Here is a 26,372-nt window from a genome sequence, read left to right as displayed (position 1 = left end):
TCAATTGCCGGATTCTTGATATGTTCAGATCGTGATCATCGTTCAGGCTGAATCGGCGAATTATTCGTGCAAATTTTAGTGACGGGGCTTCATCGTTCAGGCACTAGCGCCACGGCCAGGCTGCTAGCGACCATGACCCATCTTCAATTGTTGGACGATCCGCAATGGGCGATTTTTCATCCAAATATGGCGAAGGCCTATCGGCAGGTTAGCGACTATCATCAGGAACTGGCACAAGCCGAGATCGTTAAATGTCCCCGGATGGGGGAGTGCTTAGATTGCATCCTTGAAGATTTCCCTCAAACTCAAATTGTCTATTTGGTTCGCGATCCGAGGGATGTCTATTGCTCTATAGCCGAAGCCCAAAAATCCTCCGATCCAACAGTGACCACGATGGCGGATAATCAACGCTTTGGTCCCCATGAGTCTCTCTGGCACGGGGTCTCTTTAGCTTTTTGCACCTATGCTCAACAAGCACTTCAGGCCATCAATGGTGTTCCAGAGCGTCTGACTCTAATTGACTATGTTGAGATCTACCAAACGCCTCAACAAACCTTGCAAGGGCTATGCCAACACCTGGGTCTGCCGATCCGTACATCTGATATCGCCTCTGCTGCTAGGCAACAATTAGGACCGACTCGAAACAAGCATCAGAGCGATTTATCCATCAAAGGCGCACATCGCTGGCAACAAGAACTCGATCCTGCAGAAGCTGCCAGCATTGTTGAGCTGTGTGATGATGACTATAGAACCTTGCTTGCCCATTGCCGATCCTTTGCCTAAACAAACGGCTCAATCCTCTCAACTTAGGGCTAGCGGAACCGGCTACTCATTTAAAGCGGGTCTTTTCGCGAGGGCAGTACGGTTTGATTGAGGCGATTGAGTGCATCCTTGCGATCGCAAATAGCGAAACCAAGATTATTCCAGGCCATGGCCCCCTCATCGGGCTGAACGGGTCACCTAATCTGGGGAAAAGAATTTTTCCCCCCCAGAAAGTTCTCACCATTGTTGGCAAAGATCCAGCTGCAAGGTCGACCCCCTAGGTTGAAGTTGACCTTGCAGCCATTGGGACCTACAACTCAGCGAACGATCGTTCAATTAACCTTCGAGCTAGGGTTTGTACGCCTGTATGCTCGTAGTACTTGGCGGAAATATCCAGAAAGGCTCCCAGGTAATCGAGCTTGCTTTGGGACCCCTCAATGAATCGGGATAGCCCATCTACCACTCCACCCTGGGTAATCCCTTTCTCAGCGACAAACTTATCCATCCATCCCTGGGTAGACTCAAAACTCTCAGTGATAAAAGCCAACTTGCCCTTGGAGTTATCCCCTGGAATGGCATCTTTGACCCCCTTAAAGGTGCGGTTGTTGTCTAAGTCTGAAGGGCTCATGCCTTTAATACTGGACAACACCTTTGAAGAAAACTCCGCTCCCAAGGGAATGACGCCATCGAAGGATACTAAAGCAGCCATGCGCATAATCGATTCGCCACTATAGTCTCCCAAGGATTTGAGAAAATCCCCCAGACTATCTCCAGGAATACCGTTGATATGGCAGAACGCTACAACCTCAGTGACCAATTTGACGCTCAAATCAATGGTCTGGGCTTTTTCTGGCTTAGGGGTAATATTCTTCAAAAAGCCTAAAAACGTATCTTGCCCCAACCGATTGGCGAGGGCGGCCGTTCCCAACATGCCTGATGCGGAGTCCACCGACTGGTACAACCATAAGGCTCGCTGGTAACCCTCTCCCTTGTCATTAAACAAAGTAATGGCCCGTTCACCAATGGCCTGAACCATCGCCGGATCCGTTTCCCCAGTGACAGTTTTAATGGTGTGATCAAAGCCCACTAGGTTGTCCCATTGCCCCGGTACAAACTTATCTAAGGACTTGAGGGCCATCACTGTGATGCCCCCTTTGGGCAGCTTATCCACTAATTCATAAATTTTCTTACTCATGACTGGCTCCTCAATATCTGCCAACACTATTTTGGATAAGGACTTGGCCTACATTTATGTAGTCAAGATGACTCTGAATGCCAACTTAAGCCGCTGGCTGCAGAACTGGGTTAAGTGCGGGGGGCGCGTTCGGAGACTGCTTTGCATCCGAACTCTTGTTGTCTGCCACTTCTAGTTCAGCCAATCCTTTTAGATCAAACTTCTGTAACCAGTCCACCCGATCGGTTTGGGAAAAAGAGGTGCTTTTCGATAAAACTTTGACTTGGTACCGACCATTGACGAGTAAGCCAGTAGCGGTTGTGCCCTGATTCACACTGGGATAACCGGCAATGTTCTCTGTTGCAGTGCTGTATTTTGTAACTGCCGCTGGCAAGCTGATGGTGTCATTGATACTGAGGGTGGCTAAAGTGGCCCCATCTTTATTGAGTTTGTAAGCAGCAAATCCCTTCTTTTCTTGGGATGGAACAACATCAAAGTCTCCTTCACTCTTGGGAAAAAATTGATTGAATGTGCCACCTTTTTGAGCCTCTTTACTAACAGCAGCAGGCTTTCCAAAACCAGTCGTGTCTTTTTGTACCTGGTCATATTTATTGGGGGCAGATGAACAAGCGGTCACTAGAAATATCAAGCCGACAAGCATAGGAGCAAGTCGTCTCAACCACCGAGTGGGGAGCATTAGAGACCTCCATAAAAAAGTAGTGTCGTTAGGATATCTGTTGCATTGTCTAGGAGAAGGCCGACAACTTTCTAGGGGGTCTTACGAAAATTAATACCGTGAACAGCTACGAATCCTCGCTTTGGACAGCTTTTAGTCGATCTTTTTCCTCTATTTCTCGCTTAAAAGCGATAAAAATAGAGATTTTAGTTCTTCGCGCTTCACATTAAGGATGTAGATGTGATTATTGTTTTGTAGAAATAAAATTATTACTTATTTCCTGCCTTTGAATCTCATTTTTGGGGAACAAATCTCCCTAAAAATGCAACAATAATTATTCAAGCTAATTTTGCTTTAATATTTAGACAAGTTAGTTCATAAAGTTTTGTAGAGGATCATCGTGATCCCTTACTTTTCAGCTTGGTCTTCTAATGATCATTGCTGTTCTCGTTCAGTAGCGTTTTGTGTGTCCAAATGAAAACCAAGTGTTTATCAATTATTAGCCTATTTCTCCTGGCTACTACTACCAGTATTGCTTCCGCTCAAACCAGTGGCTCTGAAGCTCCTGCTGAATTAAGCCCAGCAATCATGAAAGTGCTCTGTAAGCACTTTCCCCTTAACTCTCGGTGTACCGGTGAGGCTGCTTCCGCTGCCGCTGAGGAAACTGTCCCTGCTGAAGCAATGGATTCTGAAGCACCTAGTGCAGAAATGGAAGACTCCTCTGACGCTAGTGCAGAAGGCACCATTGTTGAAGTTGCCAGTGCGAATGACTCCTTTAAGACCTTAGTCGCAGCTATCAAAGCTGCAGAATTAGCAGAAACCCTATCAGGCGAAGGACCCTTTACCGTCTTTGCACCTACAGAAGAAGCCTTTGCTGCTCTACCTGCTGGCACAGTGGATACTCTGCTTAAGCCTGAGAACAAAGATAAGTTGGTTAAAATTCTGACTTATCATGTTGTACCGGCAAAAGCTGTCTCGACCGATTTAGAGTCTGGAGATGTGTCAACCGTTGCAGGTGCACCCGTAAAAGTGACCGTTGAATCCGGCGCAGTCACAGTTAACAATGCTAATGTCGTTCAGGCTGATGTGATGGGAAGCAATGGTGTGATTCATGTGATTGATAAGGTTTTGCTCCCTCCCGATCTCTAAAGTGAGTCCTGGATTCAATATCTAACCCTCGAATCAAATCGTTAATTGTAAAAAGGCTGGGATCTAATCCTGGCCTTTTTGGTTGAAATTTTCTGGATTGCAAGGTCGAACGGGTGAATAGCGTCCCAACAATATTTCTCACATTTCTTGCGGTTAAAATTTGAGTTCCAAAAACTCACAATAATTTTGTATTTGCATCTTTGGTACTTGCTATAAGATTGTAGCCATAGATGTTTTAGACTGCCCGGAAGATACCTTGTCATTCTCAGCCGACGATTTTGCTAAAGCACTGTCCCAACATGATTATTCTTTTGAAGTGGGACAAACAGTGCAGGGAAAAACTGTTAATTACGACAGTGATGGTGCCTATATCGATATCGGGGGTAAAGCCACAGCTTTTCTCCCTAGCCAAGAAGCCTCTCTTCGTAAACAATTCTCTCTGGAAGAAATAGTTCCTTTAGATGAAGAGCGTGAGTTTTTGATCATTAAAGGTCAGGATGCTAATGGCCAAGTAACGTTGTCGATTCGCCGTTTGGAATTGAAGCATCTTTGGACAAAATTATTAGAGTTGCAATCTCAAAGCCAAAGTGTTCAGGTCACCATAACAGGGGTTAACAAAGGTGGTGTAACGGCTGATGTTGAAGGCCTGCGGGGATTTATCCCTCGGTCTCATCTGTTAGACCGAGATAACTTAGAAGGACAAATTGGCAGTCAGTTGACGGTCACCTTTTTGGAAGTCGATCCCGATCGCAAAAAGCTGGTGTTGTCGAACCGGATGGCTGAACAATCCAGCCGTATTGGTGAATTGGAAATCGGGCAATTGGTCAGTGGTACCGTCTCTGACCTCAAGCCCTTTGGCGCTTTTATTAAATTAGATGGATTGACTGGATTACTGCATATTAAAGAAGTGAGCCAAAACTTTGTCCCTAATCTCAGTGCAGTCCTGAAGATTGGAGAACCCATCAAAGCGATTGTGCTGGATCTAGACCCTGGACGGGGGCGAGTGTCTTTGTCAACCAAAGTGTTGGAGAATCGCCCAGGAGAAATTGTAGATAGCATGGAGCAGGTGATGGCAGAGGCCGAGATTCGAGCGAATCGCTATCTAGAAAAAATGCGTCAGCAATAAATTTTCTGTCTGTTCTCCTCGGTCTTGCTGAAACTAGGGCATCCTAGCTATTGTCTTCAATTGATGCCCGCCTATATCTATGGCTGAGAATATACCGAATAATGCTGGAGGATCTGCCTATGGGCAGGGCTTCACGAACAGTCATCGCATCCATTCTGCTCTGACGGCTGGAAATATCGTAACCGTCGCTATTCAGCTTTTTCGCGAAAAAAGTGATGATTATATAACAACCAGCTTACAGTCCTATCTCTGGCTGTTCTTAACAGGGTTGGGCGCATCTTTATGCGCAGGCGTTGGGACTGTTATTGGCCAAACGATTGGGTTGTCCAATTGGGCCGAACTGGGGATCTTGGCGCTGCTATTTACTCTACCGATGTTGGCCTTTGGCCGGGGGCGGAAGACGGCCATTGGCGGTGTACTCTCCCAGCTTATTTTCAATAAACTTGTCAGCCGCAGTGAAACGAAGGAAGACATTCAAAAACGACTATTTCCACGCGTATGGCGGTTCTTTCGTGGAGAAGTGTTATTCTGGTTGGCCCTGGTCGGACTATATTTTGGCTTGGCATTTATTCTGGGTTTAATCCTGAGAGGCTTTTTCTTGTCTATCCGCGACCAAGATTTTGTTGATTTCTTTTCGTTGCCTGAGCAAGATTTTTCTTCTGCTCTGCTAACTCTGATTACGATTATTGTTCTGGTTTTATTGTTCTATCTAGGACTGTTCTTATTCTTTAGCTACTTTATTGCTCGATTGTGGTTATTTGATGTTGTTATTGCTTTTGAGGATGTCTCGGCTCGAGACGCGATTCGACGGAGCTGGCAGCTGACCCGAGGGCAGGGGTGGCAATCTCTAGCCATTGTCATGATTTGTGGATTGCTATTAATCCCTCCCTTCTCGGTGAGTATGTTTTTGTCTATTTTTAGTATTTTTGCAATTTTATTTATTGCGATTGTAGCTTTCCCGATTTATCAAGCGATCAAAGCTGTCATTTATTACGATTTACGCAGTCGCAACGAGGGGCTAACGTTTGATCTTGATATCACGGCCACCAATCCGCAAAACCATTTACGACGGGTTATTTTGCAAACACCAGAAAGTATCGAACTCGATCTAGCACTCGGTGGAATTGGGAGTCGAGCCCTTGCCTGGGCCATTGATCAGCTACTGCTGTGGGTTGGTATCATTCTATTTTGGTATTTTGGTTCGATTCTTTATCTCACTATCCTTGTTCCCATTCTGAATAATGCTAGTGTGGCCTTCGAACAAGGTGAACTCGATCAATGGATCGAAGCAATTGCCACATTTTTGACATTTGCCTTATCCAACTGCTATTTCATCGCCTTTGAAACACTATGGCGAGGTCAAACGCCAGGTAAAAGAATCGCTAAAATCCGAGTGGTTCGAGATACAGGACGGCCGGTGGGGCTTAGGGAAAGTAGTATTCGCAGTTTGCTCAGCAGTATTGATGTGTTTTTCTTCTTTATCGGTGTCATCCGGATTGCGGTCACCTCATCAGAAAAACGTTTAGGTGATTTGGTGGCTGGCACATTAGTTGTTCAGGATCAGCGACAGGGGGCTGATGAGACTCAACAACCTTTTGATGTTTCGCCCGGCATATCTCATCTGGCTGCAGAGTTGGTGGCAAATCCTCAGCTCAGAACGATTACGCCAGATCAATTTCTGACGTTGCGAGATTTTCTTGGATATCGATCGCAGCTTGCATCACGGATGCGATCGCAAATCACCACTAAACTCGCCGACCAAATTCGGAACCTTCTGGGGCAAAACAACCAGCCCCTCGCATTAGGCTTAGATGATCTGGAATTAGTCGAAGCAACCTACTTGGCCTGTCAACAAGCCAACCAGTCCTAGGCCTTGCTAGCCTTACTTCTTGCCCTTGCCTCGTTTGACAATTTCTAACTCGGGCAGGCGAAACGTGACAATCTTGGTCCAGTTGCCCCCATCAAAAATAACGGCGGCCTGACCGTCTGCAACCCGTTGGACCTGGCCTTCAAATCCAAAATAGGTATCACCCGTATTCACAACGCGAACTGATGAACCGGGCAAAATCATGGCGCTCATTCGTTTTAGACCTTAACTGCATCACAATAGCTTTTTTATCATAGTGGACTAATTCCCCTTCGCGGGGGAGCTGCTAAAATCTGCGTTTTTTACGATGGTTGGCCACGGATTCCACCAGCCCTATGGCAATAAAGTTCGTCAACAGGGCTGAACGACCATAGCTTAGCCAAGGCAAAGGAATTCCCGTCACAGGGGCCAGGCCGATGGTCATACTAATGTTCACAAAGACCTGAAAAATAACCATCGACAGCACACCGATGGCGATTAAAGAGCCAAAATCGTCTTCCGCATTCAACGCCACAAAGATTAGGCGCATGCATAATAGCCAAATGGCGACAATCAAAAGCAAACTGCCGACAAAGCCAAATTGCTCACCCGCAGCTGAAAAAATAAAATCCGTATGCTGTTCCGGGATAAAACTCAACCCAGTTTGGGTGCCTTGGTCCAGCCCTCGACCCCACAACTGCCCGGAGCCAATGGCAATCCGAGATTGAATGAGGTGATAGCCGCCACCCAAAGGATCTTGCTCAGGGTCGAGAAACAAGATAATCCGCGCTTTTTGATAATCCTGGAGAAATCCCCAAGCGACTCTACCCAAAACACCAGAGCCTAAATTAATCAACAGAGCGCCAAGTCCCCCGATCATCCGAACAGGGATGCTGAGCCAACCGATAAACGCAATCGTCACCAACCAAATCGCCCAAATAATCCATAACCAATGGGAAGTGGGGGGGATATTGAATAAAATGCCGGAAATTAAGGGAGAAAAGAGCAGCACAATCCATCCCAAATTGGCATTGGCCCAATACATCATGCCTAGGGTAATGGCCGCAAACACTAGAGATGTTCCTAAGTCGGGCTGTACTAGCACTAACGCCCAAGGCACAAAAGTAATGGCTAGAATCTGAAGTACTGACGATAGCTTAGTGGCGGGTCGATGGTGAAGTAGGGCTGCCAGGGAAATAATGACCCCCACTTTGGCAAATTCAGATGGCTGCACATTAAAACCGGCAACGGAGATCCATCGCTGAGCCCCCAGTTCGCTAGTTCCGATGGCGATAACGGCGATCAAGGACAAGTTCGTCACCGCATATATCAGCCAATGCAAACTCAATAAAATTTGATAGGGCCAGGTGGCAATCGTCATAGCAATGGCCACCCCAATCGCTCCAATGGTCCAGTGTTGGAGCCAATCCGTCCAACCCTGAGTGGCTTGGGTACTTCGAATTAAAATGCCGCCAAACACGGTTAACCCAATCGCTAACAGCAGCAACCAGCGGTCGATATTGTCCCAAGGCTGAATCCAGGTTCGCCAGGGAAACCATTTGCGCAGCGTTTTATTGATGAGCATGGAAGAATCGGAACTTAAAGGCTGTATGAAAAGCAGTGGTCTTAAACTAACAACTTAAGTCAAAGCCGCGACCGAAACCTTCGCTGCCACCTCCGTCGCAATTTTTTGGAACGCTTGGGCAGACGCAGATGAGCCATTGAGGACAATCGGTTTCCCTTGATCTCCGCCTTCTCGGACCGGAATCTCTAGAGGCACACAGCCAATTAAAGGAACGCCTAATTCCTTGGAGATCTTTTCACCACCTCCAGAACCGAAAATATCGTATTGGGTTTCAGGCCGATCAGGGGGGATAAAGTAACTCATGTTTTCCACGACTCCCAATACGGGCACGCCCAACTGTTGGAACATTTTCAGTCCCTTGCGGGCATCTAAGAGCGCAACATTTTGGGGCGTACTGACAATTACCACCCCTGCCATGGGTACTGCCTGGGCCAGGGTAAGTTGGGCGTCTCCGGTGCCGGGGGGTAAATCAATAATCAGATAATCTAAGGTCCCCCAATCCACTTGGTAGAGAAATTGGCGAATAATCCCGTTTAACATGGGACCTCGCCAAATGACCGGCTGATCTTTGTCGATCAAAAAGCCCATGGAGACGAGTTTGATACCTTGTGCGATCGCAGGTTCCATCACATCTCCCTGCGCCTCTTTGCGGACCTCGACTACGGCATCTTCTAAGCCCAACATGGTGGGTACATTGGGGCCATAAATATCGGCATCAATCATGCCTACACTTGCGCCAGACTGGGCTAAGGCAGCGGCAATATTGACGGCGACCGTGCTTTTACCCACCCCACCTTTACCGCTGGAAACCGCAATAATATTTTTAACTCCAGGCACTCCAGTACGATCAGGCACACTCTTTTGCTGGGGTGTTTCTGCGGTGACTTCCACCTCTACGGACTCAATGCCTGGCAATGCCTGAACCGCTTTTTTGCAGTCATCGACAATCATTTCCTTCAGGGGGCAAGCGGGGGTTGTCAGCACCAACGTAAAGGTTGCGATGCCATTCTCAACTTTTACGTTGCGGATCATATTTAGATCCACCAGACTTTTTTGAAGTTCAGGATCTTGAACCGGTTGCAAGACCTCCAAAATTTTTGCGGTTGAAGGGGCTATCGTGTCGGGCATAGTGTTCTTTATCAGAGTTTCTTATCGGTTCTTACTGTATCAATTTTGGAGGAATAGCTTCATCCTCGCGGAATGACTGAATCATCAGTGAGTAGCCTCTGACTGTGGTAATTGGTAACATTGCTCCCCCTTTACCCTCCCATTGAAAATGAGATAGTTCAGGACGTAAAGACCAGCAGTGAGGGCGCTAAAAGTCAAAGCAGGTATTCTTTCGAGCTGGTAAATAGCCAGAAACAGATTGCAAGGTCTCGTTCTCTGCGGCTTCTGCTAGCCGTTGGGCCACCTTTTCTGCATGTCTTTGCATCATGGACCATACGAGGGGCGACAACCAGCCTCGCATCATCACCGAATAAGAGACACAGGTCCCACAAATGCTGGACTCGACCCGATACACCACTCTTTCCTCGACTCCGGGTAATGCAATAATGCGGAAACTGACCAGTTCGCCAGGGTTGACTCGCTCAACAAAAATGCGAAACGGTAAGGGTACCATTCGACTCACTGCCTGATAAATCAGACCAGGCTTAGGAACCAAACCATAGGGGACATTGGTGCTGGTAATCAATGGATGCCAAGATACATCTGCCAAATCAACAACTTTGCGCCAGATGGAATCCACCGATGCCGAGCTAATCGCTTCGTAGCTTTTTACCAAGGACCAGCTGGGTTGGCGTCGCTTCCAGATGTTGAACTTAAGCAACCATTGAGGGGTCAAAACAGCTCTCCTAGGGGGTTGATGAACATGGGATTCAGGGGATAGTTTTTCGCAAGGCTCAAGGACCTGAATTGACCTGAAGATGACGGCTCATTCAGTCTTAAATTCATCCTATCGGGATCCGAGTTGAGATGCTAGTTCAGTAAATCCTTAGGAATTAGCTTATCCCCATCTTGAGAGGACCAGTGGCGAATTTAACGATTTGCCAAAGAAAATTAGTCTTTGGTTGTGCAAAAGTACAGATGTCGGGTTCGCTATTGACTCAATGGCCTGGATAGACGATTCCCATTACTGCCTGGTAACTACGGGATTTATAGGAACCAATTCCTCGTATGTCGGTCAAAAGGGAAAAATTTATTAATCGTAACAATCCCAAGTTTCTCCAGATCAGGATCAAGTAGACCCCTGGCCGTTGATTGGGTGTTCATACAGGGCTCACTGACCTGAGTATTACAGGGCTTGAGCTAAGACTGTGAAGACCCAAATTGAATCTTTTTCTCCGACCCTTTAAATCCATTAAGGGTTGCTATGCCTGGACTCTAACCATTATCAGCGTGGTGCTCTTATGGTTCAGATATCCATACTAAATCCGAACCGCAGCCACTTCTCCATCTTGAATTGATGAGATGAATGCCTATGTCTATATAGTGCGGATTAGAGGGCTATACCTAATTGCTAGCTTGAAGTGTGTATGCCAATCCTACCTGGCAGAGCCTTCAATGGAGCGTCTTAAGCCTTCTTGGCATCTGTTTGGATTGGACCATTGTGATTGGACTCTTTACAGATGCCATCTAGGTGAATTTTTTTATTCGATTCGCAAGTTGATGGCAATTTTATTTTTTGTCTGTTGTACCTATTTTTATAAAATCTAAAATTATATTTTAATTTTAGATTTTAATATTGATTGGAAATAATTTTAAGTGAATTAATATCTACTTTAATCTAATAAATTCTAAAAATAAGCCTTTTAATCTCATTTTGAAGACTTTAACTCCTTTCCAATCGCCTAGATATGGACAATAATTCATTCAGAGCTTCAGTTAATACATCTGGCGTTTGCGACTGACTGAATCAAAAACATTCGGTGCTCGCTGCTTCAATCACAACCATTAGGAGAATACCCACTGTGAAACTTGCAGTTTACGGAAAAGGCGGAATTGGTAAATCTACAACCAGTTGCAACATTTCAGTTGCCCTCGCCAAGCGAGGCAAGAAAGTTCTACAAATTGGCTGTGACCCTAAGCATGACAGCACCTTCACTTTGACGGGTTTCTTGATTCCAACCATCATTGACACACTGCAAGAGAAAGACTACCACTATGAAGATGTCTGGCCTGAAGACGTCATCTACAAGGGGTTTGGTGGGGTCGACTGTGTAGAGGCGGGTGGTCCCCCTGCGGGCGCAGGCTGCGGCGGTTATGTCGTTGGAGAGACGGTCAAGCTTCTCAAAGAACTCAACGCGTTTGATGAATATGATGTCATTCTGTTTGACGTCTTGGGTGACGTGGTTTGCGGTGGATTTGCTGCGCCTCTTAACTATGCGGACTACTGCATGATCGTTACTGATAACGGTTTTGATGCCTTATTTGCAGCAAACCGGATTGCGGCTTCTGTTCGGGAGAAGGCTCGGACTCACCCTCTTCGCCTTGCAGGGTTGATTGGCAACCGCACTTCCAAGCGTGACTTAATCGACAAATATATTGATTCGGTCCCTATGCCTGTGTTGGAAATTCTGCCTTTAATTGAAGACATTCGCGTGTCTCGGGTGAAAGGCAAAACCATGTTCGAAATGGCAGAGAGTGATCCCTCTCTAGAGCCCGTTTGCAATTATTACCTGAATATTGCTGATCAAATCTTGGCTGGCCCTGAAGGTGTTGTGCCTGAAGATGCCCAAGATCGCGAACTCTTCGCGCTGCTATCTGATTTCTACCTCAATCCCACTCAGCCTAAAACTGAGGAAGAAGAACTTGATCTGATGATGGTTTAATCGCCATTTGGTCACTGTGAGCTGGGATGGCTTGCAGTGATCTCGTTTCTCCCCTAAATAGCTGCCGAACTGAGAAAAGGATTTAATAACTATGACGCTTGCTGACGCTCAACCACAAGCTCTCGATTTTGAGTGCGAAACTGGGAATTACCATACCTTTTGTCCCATTAGCTGCGTAGCCTGGCTCTATCAGAAAATTGAAGATAGTTTCTTCCTCGTAATTGGCACCAAAACCTGTGGCTATTTCTTACAAAATGCCATGGGTGTGATGATCTTTGCTGAGCCTCGCTATGCCATGGCTGAGCTGGAAGAAGGAGATATTTCCGCTAAGCTCAATGACTATGAAGAACTAAAGCGGTTGTGCATGCAAATCAAACGTGACCGCAACCCCAGTGTGATTGTTTGGATTGGGACTTGCACCACCGAGATTATCAAAATGGATCTCGAAGGGTTGGCTCCTCGTCTAGAAAGTGAGATTGATATTCCTATCGTGGTTGCCAGAGCTAACGGACTTGACTACGCTTTTACCCAAGGGGAAGACACCGTTCTAGCGGCAATGGCCCATCGCTGTCCCAAGGGCAGTGCAGTGGTCGAGGAGTCCGAGAAGCAAGAACGTGGCAATGCCATTACCTCTCTCCTTAATTTCGGCAAGAAGAAAGAAGAGGTTGTCGCTGAAGAGTCTGAATACCACGATCATGCTCCGCTGGTTATGTTTGGTTCCCTGCCTGATCCAGTGGTGACCCAGTTGACGTTGGAACTGAAGAAGCAAGGGATTAAAGTCAATGGCTGGCTCCCCGCTAAGCGATTTACGGAATTGCCTGTTATTGATGAAGGCTACTATGTGGCAGGCGTTAATCCTTTCCTCAGTCGTACAGCGACCACTTTAATGCGACGACGCAAGTGTAAGCTAATCGGTGCACCATTCCCGATTGGTCCTGATGGAACCCGCGCTTGGATTGAAAAGATATGTTCAGTGCTGGATGTTGAACCTAAAGGATTAGAAGAACGCGAAGCCAAAATTTGGGCAAACCTAGAAGACTATCTTGAGATTATCCGTGGGAAATCGGTCTTCTTTATGGGAGATAACTTACTGGAAGTTTCCCTGGCCCGCTTCTTGATCCGTTGTGGTATGACTTGCCCTGAAATCGGCATTCCTTACATGGACAAGCGCTATCAAGGGGCAGAGCTGAAGTTCCTTGAGCAGACCTGTATTGATATGGGTGTTCCCATGCCCAAGATTGTCGAAAAGCCCGATAACTACAATCAGGTTCAGCGCATTTATGAACATGATGTTGATTTGGTGATTACTGGGATGGCCCATGCCAATCCTCTAGAAGCACGCGGTATTAATACCAAGTGGTCTGTGGAATTTACCTTTGCTCAAATTCACGGATTTACAAATGCCCGAGACATTCTAGAGCTGGTTACTCGTCCGCTGCGCCGGAATAACTCTCTCAAGGATTTAGGGTGGGACAAACTGGTTAAAGAAGAAGCCAAAGTTTAACGTCTCTCCTTTGACCGCCATAGCAAAAGTCCTCGGCAATACTGCCGAGGACTTTTGCTATGGATTTAAATGCATTGGATTGAATAAGAAACGAAGTCAGACCCATAGGTGTTTATCTAGCCATCGTAGATAAAATGCGATCTGACAGATTGGATATATCTCTTCAAGGGGAGAAGGCTGTAAGGCCTTCTCCTTTCTATTCGCTTAAAATCTATACTGTTTTGACGTTTACAGCGCAAGGGCCCTTGCGGCCTTCGCCTACTTCGAATTCAACCGTTTGGCCCTCTACTAAAGATTCTTCACTGAGTGCTGAATGGTGTACAAATAGATCCCCACCACTTTCTTGTTCGATAAAACCGTATCCTTTTTGGGCGTCGAACCACTTTACTTTACCTTTTGCCATTATTTCCTCTTTCGTTAGCCGATGTTGTGTGTATCCCTTCTCAAGAAGTACAAGTCTTCTTCAATAATTGGCTATGGGGTTCGACACTGAGTCATTCCATAGGATCAGAGACTCAGCACATTATAGGAGAAAAAACTCTAACACAGTGGTATAGACGGAATAAATGTCCATGTTTATCAGTTCTTTCTTCAATTTTTTATGAATCGTCAGCGTTTTTTGGTGTTAGTTACAGCAATTATACTTATTGTAATCTCTTGGTTCGGCGTTTTTAAAGCTCGCTCAGGGCTGGTGGTTCGTTCCTTGACGGCGAATGATATTCCCATGATCTTCATTGCGCCAAAAAATAGTGATCCGGTACCTGGGGTTTTAATTGCCCATGGCTTTGCGGGATCTAAGCAATTGATGTTGGGATATGGCTACACTTTTGCCCAGGCAGGCTATGGCAGTCTCTTGTGGGATTTTAGTGGTCATGGTGCCAATCCTGCCCCATTGAACATGGAGACTCTGCAACCTGATTTGGAGGTTGCTTATCAGGCTTTGACTGAACAGCCTGAAGTTGACCCAGAGCGACTAGCGATTTTGGGACATTCCATGGGAAGTAGTGCGGTGATGACGGCCAGTATCGAACAACGAGATCGCTTCGACGCTACCATTGCCGTTTCACCCACCCGAGCAGAGGTGACGGCTGATAAGCCCGCCAACTTACAGCTTCAAGTGGGCAGTGGAGAAGGCCAATTTGTAGAGAGTGCTCGTAATCTGCTGAAAACGGCTGGGGGAAAAAATCAAAACTTAGCCGAGGGCAGGGGAAGAAAGCTGATTGTTGTGCCTAAAGTTGAGCACATTACCATCTTGTTTAGCGATATCAGTCACCAAAGTGCGCTTCAGTGGCTAAACCAAACCTTTAACCAATTTAAGACCAGCAGCTATATGGACCGACGTATCGGCTGGTATGGCTTACACCTGATCGGTGGTTTGATGGCCCTTGCTGCCATTGTCCCTTGTTTTGCTGCGCCAGCCATCCAGCAAGCATTCCTAAAACTAAAACCTTGGCAAAACTGGGGAGGGTTATTGGCTGCCCCCCTAGCCGCCACTGCTGGGGTTAGCCTAATTAGCCGGGGAGTAGAGTTAGAAAATTTGGGTGGCCTAAAAGTAGGGGGAGCCCTAGGCATTTGGTTCTGTTTGGGTGGGCTGATATGGCTAGGGGTACAAGGACTATGGCCGATCAAAAAGCGCTGGTACGGTCAGTTTTCCCCCGCTAGAACTGTAAGCATGGGATTACTGGTATTTGTCCTCTTATGGTTTGCCTTTGGGGCTATGGCCCAAGTGGTTTGGGTGCAGTGGTGGCTTATCCCTGCCCGTTTGCAGCTCTGGCCGCTATTGTCTTTAGCGTGCTTACCTTGGTTTTTGGCTTCAGGCATTGCCCAACAGGAGATTGGAATCGGCAAGCGTATTTTATGGTGGCTAGGTCAAACCGTTGTGCTGATTGCAGGATTAGTCTGGACGATCAGTCTGATTCCTCAATTGGGATTTATTTTTCTGCTGTTGCCTATCTTCCCGATCTTTTTCGGTATCCTCTCTTTTGTGGCTGTTTATGTGAAGAATGCTTGGAGTTATGGAATTGGCAGTGCATTATTTTTTGGCTGGTCTTTGGCTGCTGCCTTTCCCCTCGTTGCATAACGGCTTTAGCCAGAAGGTAAACCCTAGGCTCTTGTTCTCAACCGATTACCCTAGAGCAACATCTAAGTACATCATCACCACAAATCCCAGCATGATTCCGAGGGTACCTTCCTGTTGAATGCCTTTACGGCTAGTTTCGGGGATAATTTCGTCACTGATAACGAACAGCATTGCGCCTGCTGCAAAAGCCATTGCCCAGGGCAAAAGGGGTTGAGCCAGGCTAATAATGCTAGCCCCCACAACACCACCTATGGGCTCGACTAAGCCGGTGAGACAGGCAACGCCTAGGGCATAGAGGGATGAATAGTTAAGGGACCGCAGAGCGATGGCTACCACCAGTCCTTCGGGCATATTTTGCAAGCCGATGCCAATGGCAAGAGCAATGCCGCTGGATAAAGAGCCGCCACTAAAACCTACCCCCACCGCCATCCCCTCCGGGAAATTGTGCAGGGTGATGGCGACCACAAATAGCCAGATGCGAGCCAAGTTAGGGGTTGACGGGCCTTCTTGACCTTTGAAGAAGTGTTCGTGGGGAAAGTTGTTGTGGGCTAGCCAGAGGAACCCACCTCCCAGCAAAATACCCAGCACCATAATTAAAGCTGCTTGGGTTTCAGTATTACCTTGACCCATAGCCAGGTCTGTTCCCGGCGCAATCAGGGAAAAGGCAGTGGCGGCCAACATAACCCCACCGCCAAAGCCCAAAAAAATACCTTGCAAACGATCCGTCAGGGTTTTGACGAATAATACGGGTAATGCACCGATGCCTGTTGCCAACCCAGCGATTAGGCTAGCGATTGACCCCACTACGATCAGATTCATTCAGCGTCAAGCTCCAAAGGAGGGTGCATTGGGGATGACCCTGGGTATAATTCCATCACTTTAGAAATGGGCATGCGGGATAATGCTGCCAGGGTCAGCGCTGAAGTATGGCCTCGATCCAAGTGTTCTGCGCCTGCACAGGCGATCATCGCGGCATTGTCCGTACAAAGAGATAAGGGTGGAAACAAGACCTGTAGTTTTTTGTCTTCAGCGGCGGTTAATAGTTGTTGGCGTAAGGCACTATTGGCGGCAACGCCACCGCCAACAGCAATAGTGGATAAGCCGTAGTCCAAGGCACATTTGATGGCTCGTCGAGTCAAGGCTTGAGCCACCGTTTGTTGGAAGCTGGCTGCAATATCCGCGACAGGCACGTCTTCCCCTCGCAGTCGGAAAGATTCCACTAAGCGGAGAACGGCTGTTTTCAAGCCACTGAAGCTGGTGTCATAGGGATGAAAGCCACCTTCTGGTAGAGAAATTTTCCCCTCAGGGAGGGCAAACGCTTTAGGATTGCCTAACTTGGCAATGCGATCAATGGCAGGGCCGCCAGGGTATCCCAGATCTAGCAAACGGGCCACTTTGTCAAAAGCTTCTCCCGCTGCATCATCTCGGGTTTGACCCAGGGTGCGGTATAGACCACAGTCTTCAGCTTTAATCAAACTGGTATGGCCACCGGACACCAATAAACAAAGAAAAGGGGAGGCTAAATCAGGATTCTGAAGATAGGAGGCATGGATATGCCCTTCTAAGTGATGGACCCCAATGAGAGGTTTATTGTGCAGCATGACTAAGGTCTTGGCTGCAGTTAATCCAACCAGCAGAGCGCCCACCAGCCCCGGGGCACAAGTGACAGCGATCCCATCAATATCTGGCCAATCTATCTGGGCTTGGGATAAGGCTTCGCTAACGACATCATTGATGGACTCCACATGGTGGCGAGAGGCAACCTCTGGCACCACCCCTCCATAGGGACGGTGAATGTCGATTTGGGATGCAACAATATTACTTAAAATGTGACGTTTTTTTACAACTGCAGCGGCAGTTTCATCACAACTCGTTTCAATTGCTAAAACTGTTGCCATAAACTGGTAACTTTTTGATGGTGTATGCGTGTATTTAGGGGCCTCAATTCTTTACCAAGACCCCACTCAAAGAGTATGATTGCTTCTTAAGTCTATGCGTCTACGCTGGCAAAAAGTTAATGCTTTTTGTTACGTAAAAACTCTTGTTTCGTTATAAGGGAAACAATTTCTATGCGTCGATTGTTTGCTGTCCTTCTCGTAATGACACTTTTCCTGGGTGTTGTTCCTCCAGCCTCTGCGGATATTGGTGGGCTTGTTCCCTGTAGTGAGTCCCCCAAATTCCAAGAACGGGCTGCTAAAGCTCGAAATACTACTGCTGATCCTAACTCGGGTCAAAAGCGCTTTGAAATGTATAGCAGCGCTTTGTGTGGCCCCGAAGATGGTTTACCCCGAATTATTGCAGGTGGACCAATGAGGCGTGCAGGTGATTTTCTGATCCCTGGTCTATTTTTCATCTACATCGCTGGTGGTATCGGCAATTCTAGCCGCAATTATCAAATTGCCAACCGTAAGAAGAATGCTAAAAACCCAGCAATGGGTGAAATTATTATCGATGTACCCTTAGCGGTTTCCTCTACTATTGCTGGAATGGCTTGGCCGCTTACTGCGTTTAGAGAACTTACTTCTGGTGAGTTGACTGTTCCAGATTCTGATGTTACGGTCTCACCTCGCTAGAAGTATGGGCGATGTCCCACTCAAAATTGATTCGGAGAAAGATTTTATGAAGTTTTTTAGTACGGCTCCTGTGATTGCTTTGGTCTTTTTTACCCTTACAGCAGGTTTTCTGGTTGAGCTAAATCGCTTTTTCCCAGATATCTTGTTCTTCCCTTACTAAGGAGGTGAAGACGCTGGGTTGAGGTTAACGTTAGGCGCAAGTCTAAATGGCTCGGATTCGGGTTGCTCAACCTCTCTCGTTAACATAATTGGATTTCATGCACTGTTGCATATCCTGACGGGAGATGCAGGATAAAAATATAGAACAACACATTAATGAGCGTTTCACTCAGATTCAAAAAACTGTGGTGACTGCTCAGCAGATGCGAAGAATTGAATCACGCATCTTTAAGGCGGGGATGCCTGTTTCCGCACTTATGGAGAAAGTAGGGGGTCTGATTGCACGACGCATTCAGGCCCTTTATCCTTATGGCGATATGCCCAGAATTGGGATTCTGGCGGGGCCGGGACATAATGGTGGCGATGCTTTTGTGGTGGCCCGTGAGCTTTATTTTCAGGGGTATGAGATTCGCCTTTGCCGTCCGCTGCCTCGATCAAAAGACTTAACTGAACAGCATGCCCAGTATGCTGCCTCCCTAGGAATGGAGATTGGTCAGGGAGTCGACGTTTTGCAATCCTGTGATGTGATTGTAGATGGCTTGTTTGGGTTTGGCCTGGAACGAGGGATTGAAGGTGCGATCGCAGATCTGATACACCAACTCAACACCTGGTCGCAGCCTGTTATCAGCATTGATCTGCCCTCTGGCATACACACTGATACCGGAGCGGTTCTAGGGGCAGCCATTCAGGCCACCCATACCCTATGCCTAGGTTTGTGGAAGCTAGGTTTGCTCCAAGACCAGAGCTTGCCATATAGCGGCCATCTGCATCTCATTGATTTCGATATCCCCGTCGCAGATATCAATGCTGTTCTAGGTGATATGCCGGATATTCACCGAATGACATCGGTGACGGCAAAAAAAGGACTACCCACTCAGCGCCATCCCAATACCCATAAATATCGACAAGGACACTGCCTATTGGTTGGTGGGTCGCAAAAATATGCAGGGAGCATTATCCTTTCTGCTCTGGGCGCAAGGGCGACAGGGGTCGGGATGATGACGATTGCTGTGCCAGCCTCTTTGAAACCGCTGGTGTTGCAATCTGTGCCAGAGGCCTTAGTGATTGGCTGTCCGGAGACGGAACAAGGTGCGATCGCAAGTCTGCCCCCAGAATTGTTATTAGACTCATTTAATGCCATTGCCTATGGCCCTGGCGTGACGACAGAAACGAATGCCATTTTAAGCGCGGTCTTGGCCTGTGCTTGCCCCCTCGTCTTGGATGCGGATGGGATCAATCTATTAGCCCAGTACCGACCCTTGGAGACGCTTCAAGCCCGATTGGCCCCCACTATCCTGACACCCCATCCAGGCGAATTTAAGCGCTTGTTTTCTGATAAACCTTCCCAGGAGCTACTGTCGGTGGTCAGGCGAGCTGCCCAGTCCAGTAATGCTTATATCGTTTACAAGGGCGCAAGGGTAATTCTAGCTCCGCCACAAGGTGCCGTATGGATTAACCCTGATAGCACCCCAGCCCTAGCTCGTGGGGGTAGTGGAGATGTGCTCACGGGCATTTTTTCAGGACTCTTAAGTCAGCGACTAGATGATCAGGCAACCAGTGAGATCTTGTGTAGCGGTATTTGGTGGCATGCTCAAGCCGGCTTATTTGCTGCCCGCCAGCGAACAGAATTAGGGGTTGATCCTCTGACACTTTGTCAATCCCTAATTTCTGCCATTGCTAGCCAACCATAGAAAAACCCCCCGTAAGCCACAGAGGGTTTTTCAGCTAGCTATTCAATACTCATTTCATAGGAATGAGTGATGGATCATAAAAGTTGGTGTAATGAGTTCTTAGCCAACAAATGCAGCAATCGCATAGGAAAGAACGCCAGCGATGACGGCACCACCACAGCCACCGATTAGGAAGCCGCTGCCAACTGCGCTCCAACCCTCTTTAGTGCCAAAGTCGCTACCGGGATCCGCCGTCGTTACAGATGGTAAGGGTTTGGCTGAAGAAACACTGGAATAGATCTGAATCGCAACGGATAAGACGATAACGACAGCGCTTGCTGACAGAACACCTGATACAAGAGACATCGTCGTGCCTCGAATCGGGCCAGAAGTTGCGAAGGGACCATAGAGGTAATAGCCGTGAGCCATCCCAATTTCTAATCCCCGAGCATTCGCAGACATGCCTTTGCGGTAAGCCGGAAGGTTATTGATCCAGGCTTTGACGATCCCAGAACTATTTACAGGTGTTGCGAGATCTCCAACTAAGGGGTCGCCACCATGTTTGACCAAGTCCATTGTCATTGATATAAATCTCCTCTCAAATCTTAGGGTCCCCTTTTAAATGGCTGGAAGCTAGGGGTAATAGAATAAATGAAAAGATAATGCTGGCAATCATCATCTCATAGAACAGAATTGTTTCGGCTAATCACAACGAATAAAGGTCTGCCAGTAGGGGTTTACGTTAGATTTCTTAGTAAAAAGAAATCTTTTTTTGTGTTCTTGAATAAACTGTTAACAACCCAAGGGATTTAGCCCTCCTCATTCACGGAAATAATAAAATCAACCTTGCCCCAGAAATAACGGATAAACGCCGCAATGTCAGAGACCTTACAGGACTGTCAACGCCAAAATGGAGCAGTATGGGCTGAGGATCAGGGTTCTATCCTCAGCTTTGGCAATGATAAATTCGCCTTAAAGGCGGTTCAAAATGGAGCAGCCCTCTGGGATCGTACCCATTGGGGGCGTCTGCAGTTCACCGATCAGGATCGACTGTCTTTTCTTCATAACCAGACCACCAATACTTTCAAAACTCTGAAGCCAGGTGAAGGTTGTGAAAGCGTGTTTGTAACATCCACGGCTCGCACTATTGATCTGGTGAGTGCATACGTGACGGAAGAGGCCGTTTTGCTACTGGTCTCTCCAACTCGACGAGCACAATTGATGAGCTGGTGCGATCGCTATATCTTCTTTGGAGACAAGGTCAAGATTGAGGATATTACGACCCAAACGATTACCTTTAGTCTATTGGGGCCTGAAAGTTCACGACTTCTGCACAAACTGGGAATTTCAGACCTACCGGAATCTCCTCATCATCACATTACAACTCAAATTAAAGGCCATACTGTTCGTGTTGCGTCAGGCAGTGGGCTGACAACACCAGGCTATACCTTGTTTGCCGATGCTGAAGTGGGGGCTGATCTATGGCAAGCCTTAACGGAACAGGATGCCTGTCCCTTGGGGGAGAAGGTTTGGGAACAGTTAAGAGTGTCGGAAGGGCGACCGAAGCCTGATGCTGAATTAACAGAGGACTTTAACCCTTTAGAAGCCGGACTCTGGCAGACTATTTCTTTTGATAAAGGGTGCTATATCGGCCAAGAAACGATTGCTCGTCTTAACACTTATCAAGGCGTCAAACAGCGACTCTGGGGGATTCAGCTCGGTGAATCTGTCTCTGTTGATACGCCCATCACGCTTGAAGACAAAAAGGTGGGGGTATTGACGAGTTTGGTTGAGACTGCTGAGGGGCCTGTGGGGTTAGGCTATGTCAAAACAAAAGCGGGGGATGCAGGCGCTCAAGTTTCGGTAGGAACCGTAACCGGAACGTTAGTGGAAGTTCCGTTTCTCACCTATCCCCAGTGGACCCCTGACCCGACTCCTTAGAGCGGTTAGAAAGACCATTCTTCTCTAGTCTGTTTGTGTCCTGGATCAGGTACATTCAAAAGGAACGCTATGCATGTGGGAATTGTGACACAAACCTATCAGGCCAAAATTTATGTGACCTTGAGGCCATCGGTCTTAGACCCTGCGGGCACAGCGGTCCAAACGGGGTTTAAGCAATTGGGATATGACAACGTAGGCCCGATTCGGATTGGTAAATATATTGAGCTAACGGTATCCGCCGATGATGAGGACGCGGCTAGTCAACAGGTTGATCGGATGTGTGATCAGCTCTTGGCGAATCCAGTGATTGAAAATTATCGGTTCGATCTGCAATTGGCCCCAACGGCGGGAGCAGCAAAATGAAGTTCGGTGTGCTGGTATTTCCAGGATCAAATTGCGATCGCGATGTCGTATTGGTCACTCGCGATCTGCTTAAACAGCCCACTCGTATGGTCTGGCACCAAGAAACAGATATTAGTGATTTAGATGTCGTGGTTATTCCCGGTGGGTTTAGCTACGGGGACTACCTGCGCTGTGGGGCTATTTCCCGATTTTCGCCCGCTATGCAGGCCACCATGGCCCACGCTGAGCAAGGCAAGCTGGTCTTGGGAATTTGCAATGGGTTTCAGGTTCTGACGGAATCAGGATTATTGCCAGGGGCCTTAGTCCGAAATCGAGATCTGCATTTTATTTGCGATCGCGTTCCCGTGCGAGTAGAAAGAACGAACCTACCCTGGACCCAAGCCTATCAAGCGGGGCAGGTGATTACCCTGCCCATTGCCCATGGTGAAGGCTGTTACTATGCCGATCCAGAGACCCTCAAACAGCTCCAAGCCAATCAGCAAATTCTGTTCCGCTATTGTCAGCCCAATGGTGAAATTACGCCAGATTCCAACCCCAACGGCTCGGTGGAGAACATTGCCGGTATTTGTAATCGACAAGGTAATGTGGTTGGCATGATGCCTCACCCCGAGCGAGCCTCTGATCCGACCTTGGGCTATACCGATGGCCTTTTACTCTTTCAAGGCGTATTGAACAGCCTCATGGCGCAAGGTGTGACGGCCTGAGTCAGCGAAAGGAGACAGCATCGATGCCCTCTCTCCTGCCTTTGCGTCGAATGCGTTGTTTCTTAAATCTATTAGATCAAGGCCTGCTTGCTTCAATAGGGATGACTTACAGTTAGAGGTATGGAGATAGTCCAGCTCTCAAACGAGGGGTTGTATTTCTCTCCTGCGTTGTTATTTACATCTCTGAATCATGAGTTCTGACCCTTCCGTAACGGATGAAGCTAGCACTAACCCTGCCGAAGTGACCAGTGTTGAGCCAGCTGCACCTACAAGTGATGTCGCTCCTGCATCTAAACCTACAGATAGCTACACCAAGTTAGCGATGAGGAACATGGTTCGTAAAGGCAGACGGTCGTTGCTGGAATTTGGACTAACCACGGTGGGGGTATTAGCCTTGTTGATTGGGCTGTCCTATCTGACTCGTTAGCGAATCGTCTCAAACCACATGCAAGTTGACGTCCATATTCAGTGGGATCTTGAAGACAGAGCCATCCCATCTTCGTTAGTAGAGAATGTGCTCAAACAAGCCCATCAAATTACAGCTGTGACCTGGCAATCTTGGTTTCAGCACTGGTTTGAGCACTTGCAGCCTAGTATTTCTCCGATCCAAACCTATGAATTGAGCCTACTGCTAACGGATGACGCGGCGATCCAGAATTTGAATGCAACCTATCGGCACCTAGATCGCCCCACAGATGTGCTGGCCTTTGCAACCCTTGACTTAACCGAACAGCCGACAGACCTGTGGTCAGAGATGCCTGTGGAACTCGGCGACATTATCATTTCGGTAGAGACTGCAGCGCAGCAAGCACAAGAGCAACAGCATCCCCTACCGCAAGAGCTAGCTTGGTTAGCGACCCATGGATTGTTGCATCTATTGGGGTGGGATCACCCGACCCCTGAACGCCTCCAGGATATGTTGGCGCAGCAACAATTATTAATCAATCTCACGAATGTATCGGCAGCAACTAGCTAGACCTAGAAGAGTTTGTTAGAACTGTGGGTAACCTAAAACATAGTGAGTGAGAAATACTTCTCTGATTAAGCAATAGACAATTTAATCCTTGATTCAGACCCATCGCTTTCAGATTTATTGCAGCCATGCCCTTTGCGGTCGTAGTGTAGAATCGTTAAAAAGATTAAATTTATGTCAAATAAATCTATAATCTCTTCACAAAGTAGCACTGAGCCTGAACCAGCGCGGCTTAAGCGTGAGCTGTCATTCAAAGTCGCTCATAATCTATTTGTGAGTTTTAAATATGCCTGGGCCGGATTGAGTTATACCTTCCAAACTCAGCGTAACTTTCGGATTCATACCGTGATCGGTAGTGTGGCCTTAAGTATGGGGTTGTCCCTTCAGCTTGAACCTGTAGAATTGGCTGTTATTGCCTTGACCAGTGGTTTAGTGCTGGTCATGGAGTTACTGAATACCGCTTTGGAAGCGGTTGTTGATCTAACAGTGGAGCGGACTTACCATGAGTTGGCCAAGATAGCCAAAGACTGTGCAGCCGCAGCTGTTTTAGTCTCAGCAATGGCAGCAGTGGTGATTGCTGCATTTCTAATTATTCCGCCTTTTCTAGCTCTCTTTCAGGCTTAAAACGCGCTTTGATTTGATGACAGCGCTGTTTGCAGTCAGGTTTATAGCTGCAAAGTAGGATAAACACGCTAAGTTGGAGAGATAACTTTCTCTTGGGACAGGAGCGCAAGCCTTGCTACTGGTTGTTGATAATTACGACAGCTTTACTTACAACCTGGTTCAGTATTTGGGAGAACTCGCCACTGAATTTGAAGTGGCCCAAGATATTCAGGTTTTTCGCAATGATCAGATTACCCTAGCCGAAGTTGAGAAGCTCCAACCCGATGCAATCGTTATATCTCCAGGGCCGGGACGGCCTCAAGATGCTGGAATTTCTCTAGAGCTGATTGAGCAATTGGGTGCAACCGTACCGATCTTGGGAGTCTGTTTAGGCCATCAGAGTATTGGCCAAGTGTTTGGTGGCGATATTGTGTCTGCCCCAGTGCTTATGCATGGTAAAACATCCCCTATCCGTCATAAATCCACGGGGGTTTTTTCCGGGTTAGATAATCCTTTTACCGCAACTCGGTATCATAGTCTGGTGATAGAGAAGGAAACCTGTCCAGAGGTCCTAGAGATTACGGCTTGGACTGAGGACGGCACGATTATGGGGGTGCGTCATCGGAACTATCCTCACATTGAAGGCGTCCAGTTTCACCCAGAGAGTATTTTGACGACATCTGGGAAACAACTGCTCAAGAATTTTCTGAGCCACCTTCCTACCGATGGCTAATACTGATCGGGTTTCACAGGACACACATTCAGGGATACATCACAGAGAACTATGAACCGTCGCCGCTTCATGCACTATGTGCAAGCAGGATTGATCACCAGCTTGGGAGCTGGTCTTGCCACCCAATGGCAGTCTTCGCCCGCCCAAGCCGCAGGCTCTCTGAGCATTCGTTGGCTAGGCCATACTTGTTTCTTGTTCTCAGGTAGCGGTATTCAGGTATTGGTCAACCCTTTCCGTCCTGCGGGTTGTACGGCTAAGTATCCGTCACCCCAAACGTCGGCCAATATTGTTCTTATTAGTAGCCGACTGCTGGATGAAGGGGTGGTTGAAGGTTTACCCGGAAGACCCAAGTTATTGTTTGAACCGGGGGCTTATAAAACCAACGGTTTGCAGTTCCAAGGTATAAGGACGCTCCATGATCGGGTGAATGGCTATCGCTTTGGAACCAATGTCGCTTGGAAATGGGTTCAAGGTGGCGTCAACGTAGTTCACTTAGGCGGTATTGCCTCTCCCATTAGTGTGGACCAAAAGATCCTAATGGGACGGCCTGATGTGCTGTTAATCCCCGTTGGTGGCAGTGCAAAGGCTTATAACCCGGAAGAGGCTAAGGCAGCCGTTCAAACTCTCAACCCTAAAATGGTGATTCCGACCCATTACAAAACGGCTGCTGCTGATGAAAGTTCCTGTGATCTTCAGTCGGTGGATGCGTTTCTTTCCCTGATGCAAGGGGCTACCATTCGACGATCCGGTGGGAGTGGTCTAACGGTCAGTTCAGGTAACCTTCCCAGTTCCGGCCCTGTTATTCAAGTGTTGAGTTATTGAGCTAGATCGGTGGCGTTTTGTAGCCTATACCTTTGCCTTAACGCTATATGAGTATTGGAGGAAGAATCATCTATGCATTCCCTGGAGTGTTGGTGATGT

General features: G+C 47.5%; 29 protein-coding genes. 19 read left to right on the top strand and 10 right to left on the bottom strand.

From position 1 onward, the window contains the following. The first annotated feature begins 66 nt into the window (after positions 1-66). Both AM1_RS06510 and AM1_RS06505 read left to right on the top strand, forming a co-directional pair. Positions 67-783, top strand: a complete 717-nt coding sequence (locus AM1_RS06510; RefSeq protein ID WP_012162015.1) for a sulfotransferase family protein — start codon at positions 67-69, stop codon at positions 781-783. Next, the gene (locus AM1_RS06505) at positions 765-1,043 is read left to right on the top strand and encodes a hypothetical protein (protein ID WP_041659281.1); all 279 of its coding nucleotides are present in this window, start codon (positions 765-767) and stop codon (positions 1,041-1,043) included. The genes AM1_RS06510 and AM1_RS06505 overlap by 19 nt, the downstream gene beginning before the upstream one ends. Positions 1,044-1,072: 29 nt before the next feature. On the opposite strand, the gene AM1_RS06500 is transcribed toward AM1_RS06505, so the two are convergent. Together AM1_RS06500 and AM1_RS06495 are read right to left on the bottom strand one after the other, a co-directional pair. Next, a complete protein-coding gene (locus AM1_RS06500) occupies positions 1,073-1,957 on the bottom strand; it encodes a hypothetical protein (protein ID WP_012162013.1) in 885 nt (294 codons plus the stop codon). Between the two features lie 85 nt (positions 1,958-2,042). Beyond that, positions 2,043-2,633, bottom strand: coding sequence for a hypothetical protein (locus AM1_RS06495; RefSeq protein ID WP_012162012.1), 591 nt, complete (start codon positions 2,631-2,633; stop codon positions 2,043-2,045). A gap of 453 nt (positions 2,634-3,086) precedes the next feature. Between AM1_RS06495 and AM1_RS06490 the strand changes: the two genes are divergently transcribed. From AM1_RS06490 to AM1_RS06480, 3 genes are all read left to right on the top strand, one after another. Further along, complete coding sequence (locus AM1_RS06490; protein ID WP_012162011.1) at positions 3,087-3,761, top strand: fasciclin domain-containing protein; 675 nt, start codon at positions 3,087-3,089, stop codon at positions 3,759-3,761. Between the two features lie 256 nt (positions 3,762-4,017). Next, the gene (locus tag AM1_RS06485) at positions 4,018-4,887 is read left to right on the top strand and encodes a S1 RNA-binding domain-containing protein (RefSeq protein WP_012162010.1); all 870 of its coding nucleotides are present in this window, start codon (positions 4,018-4,020) and stop codon (positions 4,885-4,887) included. Between the two features lie 79 nt (positions 4,888-4,966). Beyond that, complete coding sequence (locus AM1_RS06480) at positions 4,967-6,757, top strand: RDD family protein (RefSeq protein WP_012162009.1); 1,791 nt, start codon at positions 4,967-4,969, stop codon at positions 6,755-6,757. A gap of 12 nt (positions 6,758-6,769) precedes the next feature. On the opposite strand, the gene AM1_RS06475 is transcribed toward AM1_RS06480, so the two are convergent. The 4 genes from AM1_RS06475 to AM1_RS06460 all read right to left on the bottom strand — a co-directional run bounded on the left by AM1_RS06475 (position 6,770) and on the right by AM1_RS06460 (position 10,161). Then, positions 6,770-6,958 (bottom strand): NAD(P)H dehydrogenase subunit NdhS, encoded by a 189-nt coding sequence (locus AM1_RS06475; protein ID WP_010468488.1) that lies wholly within the window; start codon positions 6,956-6,958, stop codon positions 6,770-6,772. 82 nt (positions 6,959-7,040) lie between these two features. Beyond that, a complete protein-coding gene (gene rodA / locus AM1_RS06470; protein WP_012162008.1) occupies positions 7,041-8,318 on the bottom strand; it encodes a rod shape-determining protein RodA in 1,278 nt (425 codons plus the stop codon). A 54-nt stretch (positions 8,319-8,372) separates the two neighbouring features. Then, positions 8,373-9,446 carry an Mrp/NBP35 family ATP-binding protein gene (locus tag AM1_RS06465; RefSeq protein ID WP_012162007.1) on the bottom strand — a complete coding sequence of 358 codons (1,074 nt, stop codon included), beginning with the start codon at positions 9,444-9,446 and terminating at the stop codon, positions 8,373-8,375. 187 nt (positions 9,447-9,633) lie between these two features. Next, positions 9,634-10,161, bottom strand: a complete 528-nt coding sequence (locus AM1_RS06460) for an SRPBCC family protein (RefSeq protein WP_012162006.1) — start codon at positions 10,159-10,161, stop codon at positions 9,634-9,636. A 1,126-nt stretch (positions 10,162-11,287) separates the two neighbouring features. On the opposite strand from AM1_RS06460, the gene bchL reads away from it, so the two are divergent. After that, positions 11,288-12,148, top strand: a complete 861-nt coding sequence (bchL, locus tag AM1_RS06455) for a ferredoxin:protochlorophyllide reductase (ATP-dependent) iron-sulfur ATP-binding protein (protein ID WP_010468480.1) — start codon at positions 11,288-11,290, stop codon at positions 12,146-12,148. A 91-nt stretch (positions 12,149-12,239) separates the two neighbouring features. Continuing rightward, positions 12,240-13,652: a ferredoxin:protochlorophyllide reductase (ATP-dependent) subunit N gene (locus tag AM1_RS06450; RefSeq protein ID WP_012162003.1), complete on the top strand. Its 1,413-nt coding sequence runs from the start codon at positions 12,240-12,242 to the stop codon at positions 13,650-13,652. A gap of 211 nt (positions 13,653-13,863) precedes the next feature. On the opposite strand, the gene AM1_RS06445 is transcribed toward AM1_RS06450, so the two are convergent. Then, positions 13,864-14,055, bottom strand: a complete 192-nt coding sequence (locus AM1_RS06445; protein ID WP_041659277.1) for a cold-shock protein — start codon at positions 14,053-14,055, stop codon at positions 13,864-13,866. 198 nt (positions 14,056-14,253) lie between these two features. On the opposite strand from AM1_RS06445, the gene AM1_RS06440 reads away from it, so the two are divergent. Beyond that, entirely contained in the window at positions 14,254-15,732 is a 1,479-nt protein-coding gene (locus AM1_RS06440; protein ID WP_012162002.1) for an alpha/beta hydrolase, read from the top strand. 45 nt (positions 15,733-15,777) lie between these two features. Here the strand turns inward: AM1_RS06440 and AM1_RS06435 are convergent, their stop codons facing one another. After that, a complete protein-coding gene (locus AM1_RS06435; protein WP_012162001.1) occupies positions 15,778-16,551 on the bottom strand; it encodes a ZIP family metal transporter in 774 nt (257 codons plus the stop codon). Then, positions 16,548-17,630: a tRNA (adenosine(37)-N6)-threonylcarbamoyltransferase complex transferase subunit TsaD gene (gene tsaD / locus AM1_RS06430; RefSeq protein ID WP_012162000.1), complete on the bottom strand. Its 1,083-nt coding sequence runs from the start codon at positions 17,628-17,630 to the stop codon at positions 16,548-16,550. Before tsaD ends, AM1_RS06435 begins: the two co-directional genes overlap by 4 nt. Positions 17,631-17,801: 171 nt before the next feature. On the opposite strand from tsaD, the gene AM1_RS06425 reads away from it, so the two are divergent. The 3 genes from AM1_RS06425 (at position 17,802) to AM1_RS06415 (ending at position 20,155) form a co-directional block, all read left to right on the top strand. Continuing rightward, entirely contained in the window at positions 17,802-18,305 is a 504-nt protein-coding gene (locus AM1_RS06425) for a photosystem I protein PsaF (RefSeq protein WP_012161999.1), read from the top strand. 4 nt (positions 18,306-18,309) lie between these two features. Further along, positions 18,310-18,465 (top strand): photosystem I reaction center subunit IX, encoded by a 156-nt coding sequence (locus tag AM1_RS06420; RefSeq protein ID WP_012161998.1) that lies wholly within the window; start codon positions 18,310-18,312, stop codon positions 18,463-18,465. Positions 18,466-18,589: 124 nt separating this feature from the next. Then, positions 18,590-20,155: a bifunctional ADP-dependent NAD(P)H-hydrate dehydratase/NAD(P)H-hydrate epimerase gene (locus AM1_RS06415; RefSeq protein WP_012161997.1), complete on the top strand. Its 1,566-nt coding sequence runs from the start codon at positions 18,590-18,592 to the stop codon at positions 20,153-20,155. Positions 20,156-20,254: 99 nt separating this feature from the next. On the opposite strand, the gene AM1_RS06410 is transcribed toward AM1_RS06415, so the two are convergent. Further along, complete coding sequence (locus tag AM1_RS06410; protein WP_012161996.1) at positions 20,255-20,716, bottom strand: photosystem I reaction center subunit XI; 462 nt, start codon at positions 20,714-20,716, stop codon at positions 20,255-20,257. Positions 20,717-21,010: 294 nt separating this feature from the next. On the opposite strand from AM1_RS06410, the gene ygfZ reads away from it, so the two are divergent. The 8 genes from ygfZ to AM1_RS06370 all read left to right on the top strand — a co-directional run bounded on the left by ygfZ (position 21,011) and on the right by AM1_RS06370 (position 26,273). Then, entirely contained in the window at positions 21,011-22,075 is a 1,065-nt protein-coding gene (ygfZ, locus tag AM1_RS06405; RefSeq protein WP_012161995.1) for a CAF17-like 4Fe-4S cluster assembly/insertion protein YgfZ, read from the top strand. Positions 22,076-22,144: 69 nt separating this feature from the next. Then, the gene (gene purS, locus AM1_RS06400) at positions 22,145-22,438 is read left to right on the top strand and encodes a phosphoribosylformylglycinamidine synthase subunit PurS (protein WP_012161994.1); all 294 of its coding nucleotides are present in this window, start codon (positions 22,145-22,147) and stop codon (positions 22,436-22,438) included. After that, the gene (purQ, locus tag AM1_RS06395; protein WP_012161993.1) at positions 22,435-23,142 is read left to right on the top strand and encodes a phosphoribosylformylglycinamidine synthase subunit PurQ; all 708 of its coding nucleotides are present in this window, start codon (positions 22,435-22,437) and stop codon (positions 23,140-23,142) included. The genes purS and purQ overlap by 4 nt, the downstream gene beginning before the upstream one ends. A 190-nt stretch (positions 23,143-23,332) precedes the next feature. Continuing rightward, positions 23,333-23,569, top strand: a complete 237-nt coding sequence (locus tag AM1_RS06390) for a DUF3285 domain-containing protein (protein ID WP_012161992.1) — start codon at positions 23,333-23,335, stop codon at positions 23,567-23,569. Positions 23,570-23,587: 18 nt separating this feature from the next. Next, positions 23,588-24,118, top strand: coding sequence for an rRNA maturation RNase YbeY (ybeY, locus tag AM1_RS06385; protein ID WP_012161991.1), 531 nt, complete (start codon positions 23,588-23,590; stop codon positions 24,116-24,118). 171 nt (positions 24,119-24,289) lie between these two features. Then, a complete protein-coding gene (locus tag AM1_RS06380; RefSeq protein WP_012161990.1) occupies positions 24,290-24,739 on the top strand; it encodes a diacylglycerol kinase family protein in 450 nt (149 codons plus the stop codon). A gap of 112 nt (positions 24,740-24,851) precedes the next feature. Then, complete coding sequence (locus AM1_RS06375; RefSeq protein WP_010468454.1) at positions 24,852-25,451, top strand: anthranilate synthase component II; 600 nt, start codon at positions 24,852-24,854, stop codon at positions 25,449-25,451. 51 nt (positions 25,452-25,502) lie between these two features. After that, a complete protein-coding gene (locus AM1_RS06370; protein WP_012161989.1) occupies positions 25,503-26,273 on the top strand; it encodes an MBL fold metallo-hydrolase in 771 nt (256 codons plus the stop codon). The last annotated feature ends 99 nt before the right edge of the window (positions 26,274-26,372 follow it).

This window comes from Acaryochloris marina MBIC11017 (assembly GCF_000018105.1).
Taxonomy (GTDB): Bacteria; Cyanobacteriota; Cyanobacteriia; order Thermosynechococcales; family Thermosynechococcaceae; genus Acaryochloris; species Acaryochloris marina.
The sequence above is the reverse complement of the archived record's forward strand: the minus strand, read 5'-3'. Positions and strand labels throughout refer to the sequence as shown.

Bases quoted from the DNA above. Each gene is read 5' to 3' on its own strand.
- AM1_RS06500 (WP_012162013.1), bottom strand. From the start codon at position 1,957: ATGAGTAAGAAAATTTATGAATTAGTGGATAAGCTGCCCAAAGGGGGC.
- AM1_RS06495 (WP_012162012.1), bottom strand. From the start codon at position 2,633: ATGCTCCCCACTCGGTGGTTGAGACGACTTGCTCCTATGCTTGTCGGC.
- AM1_RS06490 (WP_012162011.1), top strand. From the start codon at position 3,087: ATGAAAACCAAGTGTTTATCAATTATTAGCCTATTTCTCCTGGCTACT.
- AM1_RS06480 (WP_012162009.1), top strand. From the start codon at position 4,967: ATGGCTGAGAATATACCGAATAATGCTGGAGGATCTGCCTATGGGCAG.
- AM1_RS06475 (WP_010468488.1), bottom strand. From the start codon at position 6,958: ATGATTTTGCCCGGTTCATCAGTTCGCGTTGTGAATACGGGTGATACC.
- rodA (WP_012162008.1), bottom strand. From the start codon at position 8,318: ATGCTCATCAATAAAACGCTGCGCAAATGGTTTCCCTGGCGAACCTGG.
- AM1_RS06465 (WP_012162007.1), bottom strand. From the start codon at position 9,446: ATGCCCGACACGATAGCCCCTTCAACCGCAAAAATTTTGGAGGTCTTG.
- AM1_RS06450 (WP_012162003.1), top strand. From the start codon at position 12,240: ATGACGCTTGCTGACGCTCAACCACAAGCTCTCGATTTTGAGTGCGAA.
- AM1_RS06445 (WP_041659277.1), bottom strand. From the start codon at position 14,055: ATGGCAAAAGGTAAAGTAAAGTGGTTCGACGCCCAAAAAGGATACGGT.
- AM1_RS06440 (WP_012162002.1), top strand. From the start codon at position 14,254: ATGAATCGTCAGCGTTTTTTGGTGTTAGTTACAGCAATTATACTTATT.
- AM1_RS06435 (WP_012162001.1), bottom strand. From the start codon at position 16,551: ATGAATCTGATCGTAGTGGGGTCAATCGCTAGCCTAATCGCTGGGTTG.
- tsaD (WP_012162000.1), bottom strand. From the start codon at position 17,630: ATGGCAACAGTTTTAGCAATTGAAACGAGTTGTGATGAAACTGCCGCT.
- AM1_RS06425 (WP_012161999.1), top strand. From the start codon at position 17,802: ATGCGTCGATTGTTTGCTGTCCTTCTCGTAATGACACTTTTCCTGGGT.
- AM1_RS06420 (WP_012161998.1), top strand. From the start codon at position 18,310: ATGGGCGATGTCCCACTCAAAATTGATTCGGAGAAAGATTTTATGAAG.
- AM1_RS06415 (WP_012161997.1), top strand. From the start codon at position 18,590: ATGCAGGATAAAAATATAGAACAACACATTAATGAGCGTTTCACTCAG.
- AM1_RS06410 (WP_012161996.1), bottom strand. From the start codon at position 20,716: ATGACAATGGACTTGGTCAAACATGGTGGCGACCCCTTAGTTGGAGAT.
- ygfZ (WP_012161995.1), top strand. From the start codon at position 21,011: ATGTCAGAGACCTTACAGGACTGTCAACGCCAAAATGGAGCAGTATGG.
- purS (WP_012161994.1), top strand. From the start codon at position 22,145: ATGCATGTGGGAATTGTGACACAAACCTATCAGGCCAAAATTTATGTG.
- purQ (WP_012161993.1), top strand. From the start codon at position 22,435: ATGAAGTTCGGTGTGCTGGTATTTCCAGGATCAAATTGCGATCGCGAT.
- AM1_RS06390 (WP_012161992.1), top strand. From the start codon at position 23,333: ATGAGTTCTGACCCTTCCGTAACGGATGAAGCTAGCACTAACCCTGCC.
- ybeY (WP_012161991.1), top strand. From the start codon at position 23,588: ATGCAAGTTGACGTCCATATTCAGTGGGATCTTGAAGACAGAGCCATC.
- AM1_RS06380 (WP_012161990.1), top strand. From the start codon at position 24,290: ATGTCAAATAAATCTATAATCTCTTCACAAAGTAGCACTGAGCCTGAA.
- AM1_RS06370 (WP_012161989.1), top strand. From the start codon at position 25,503: ATGAACCGTCGCCGCTTCATGCACTATGTGCAAGCAGGATTGATCACC.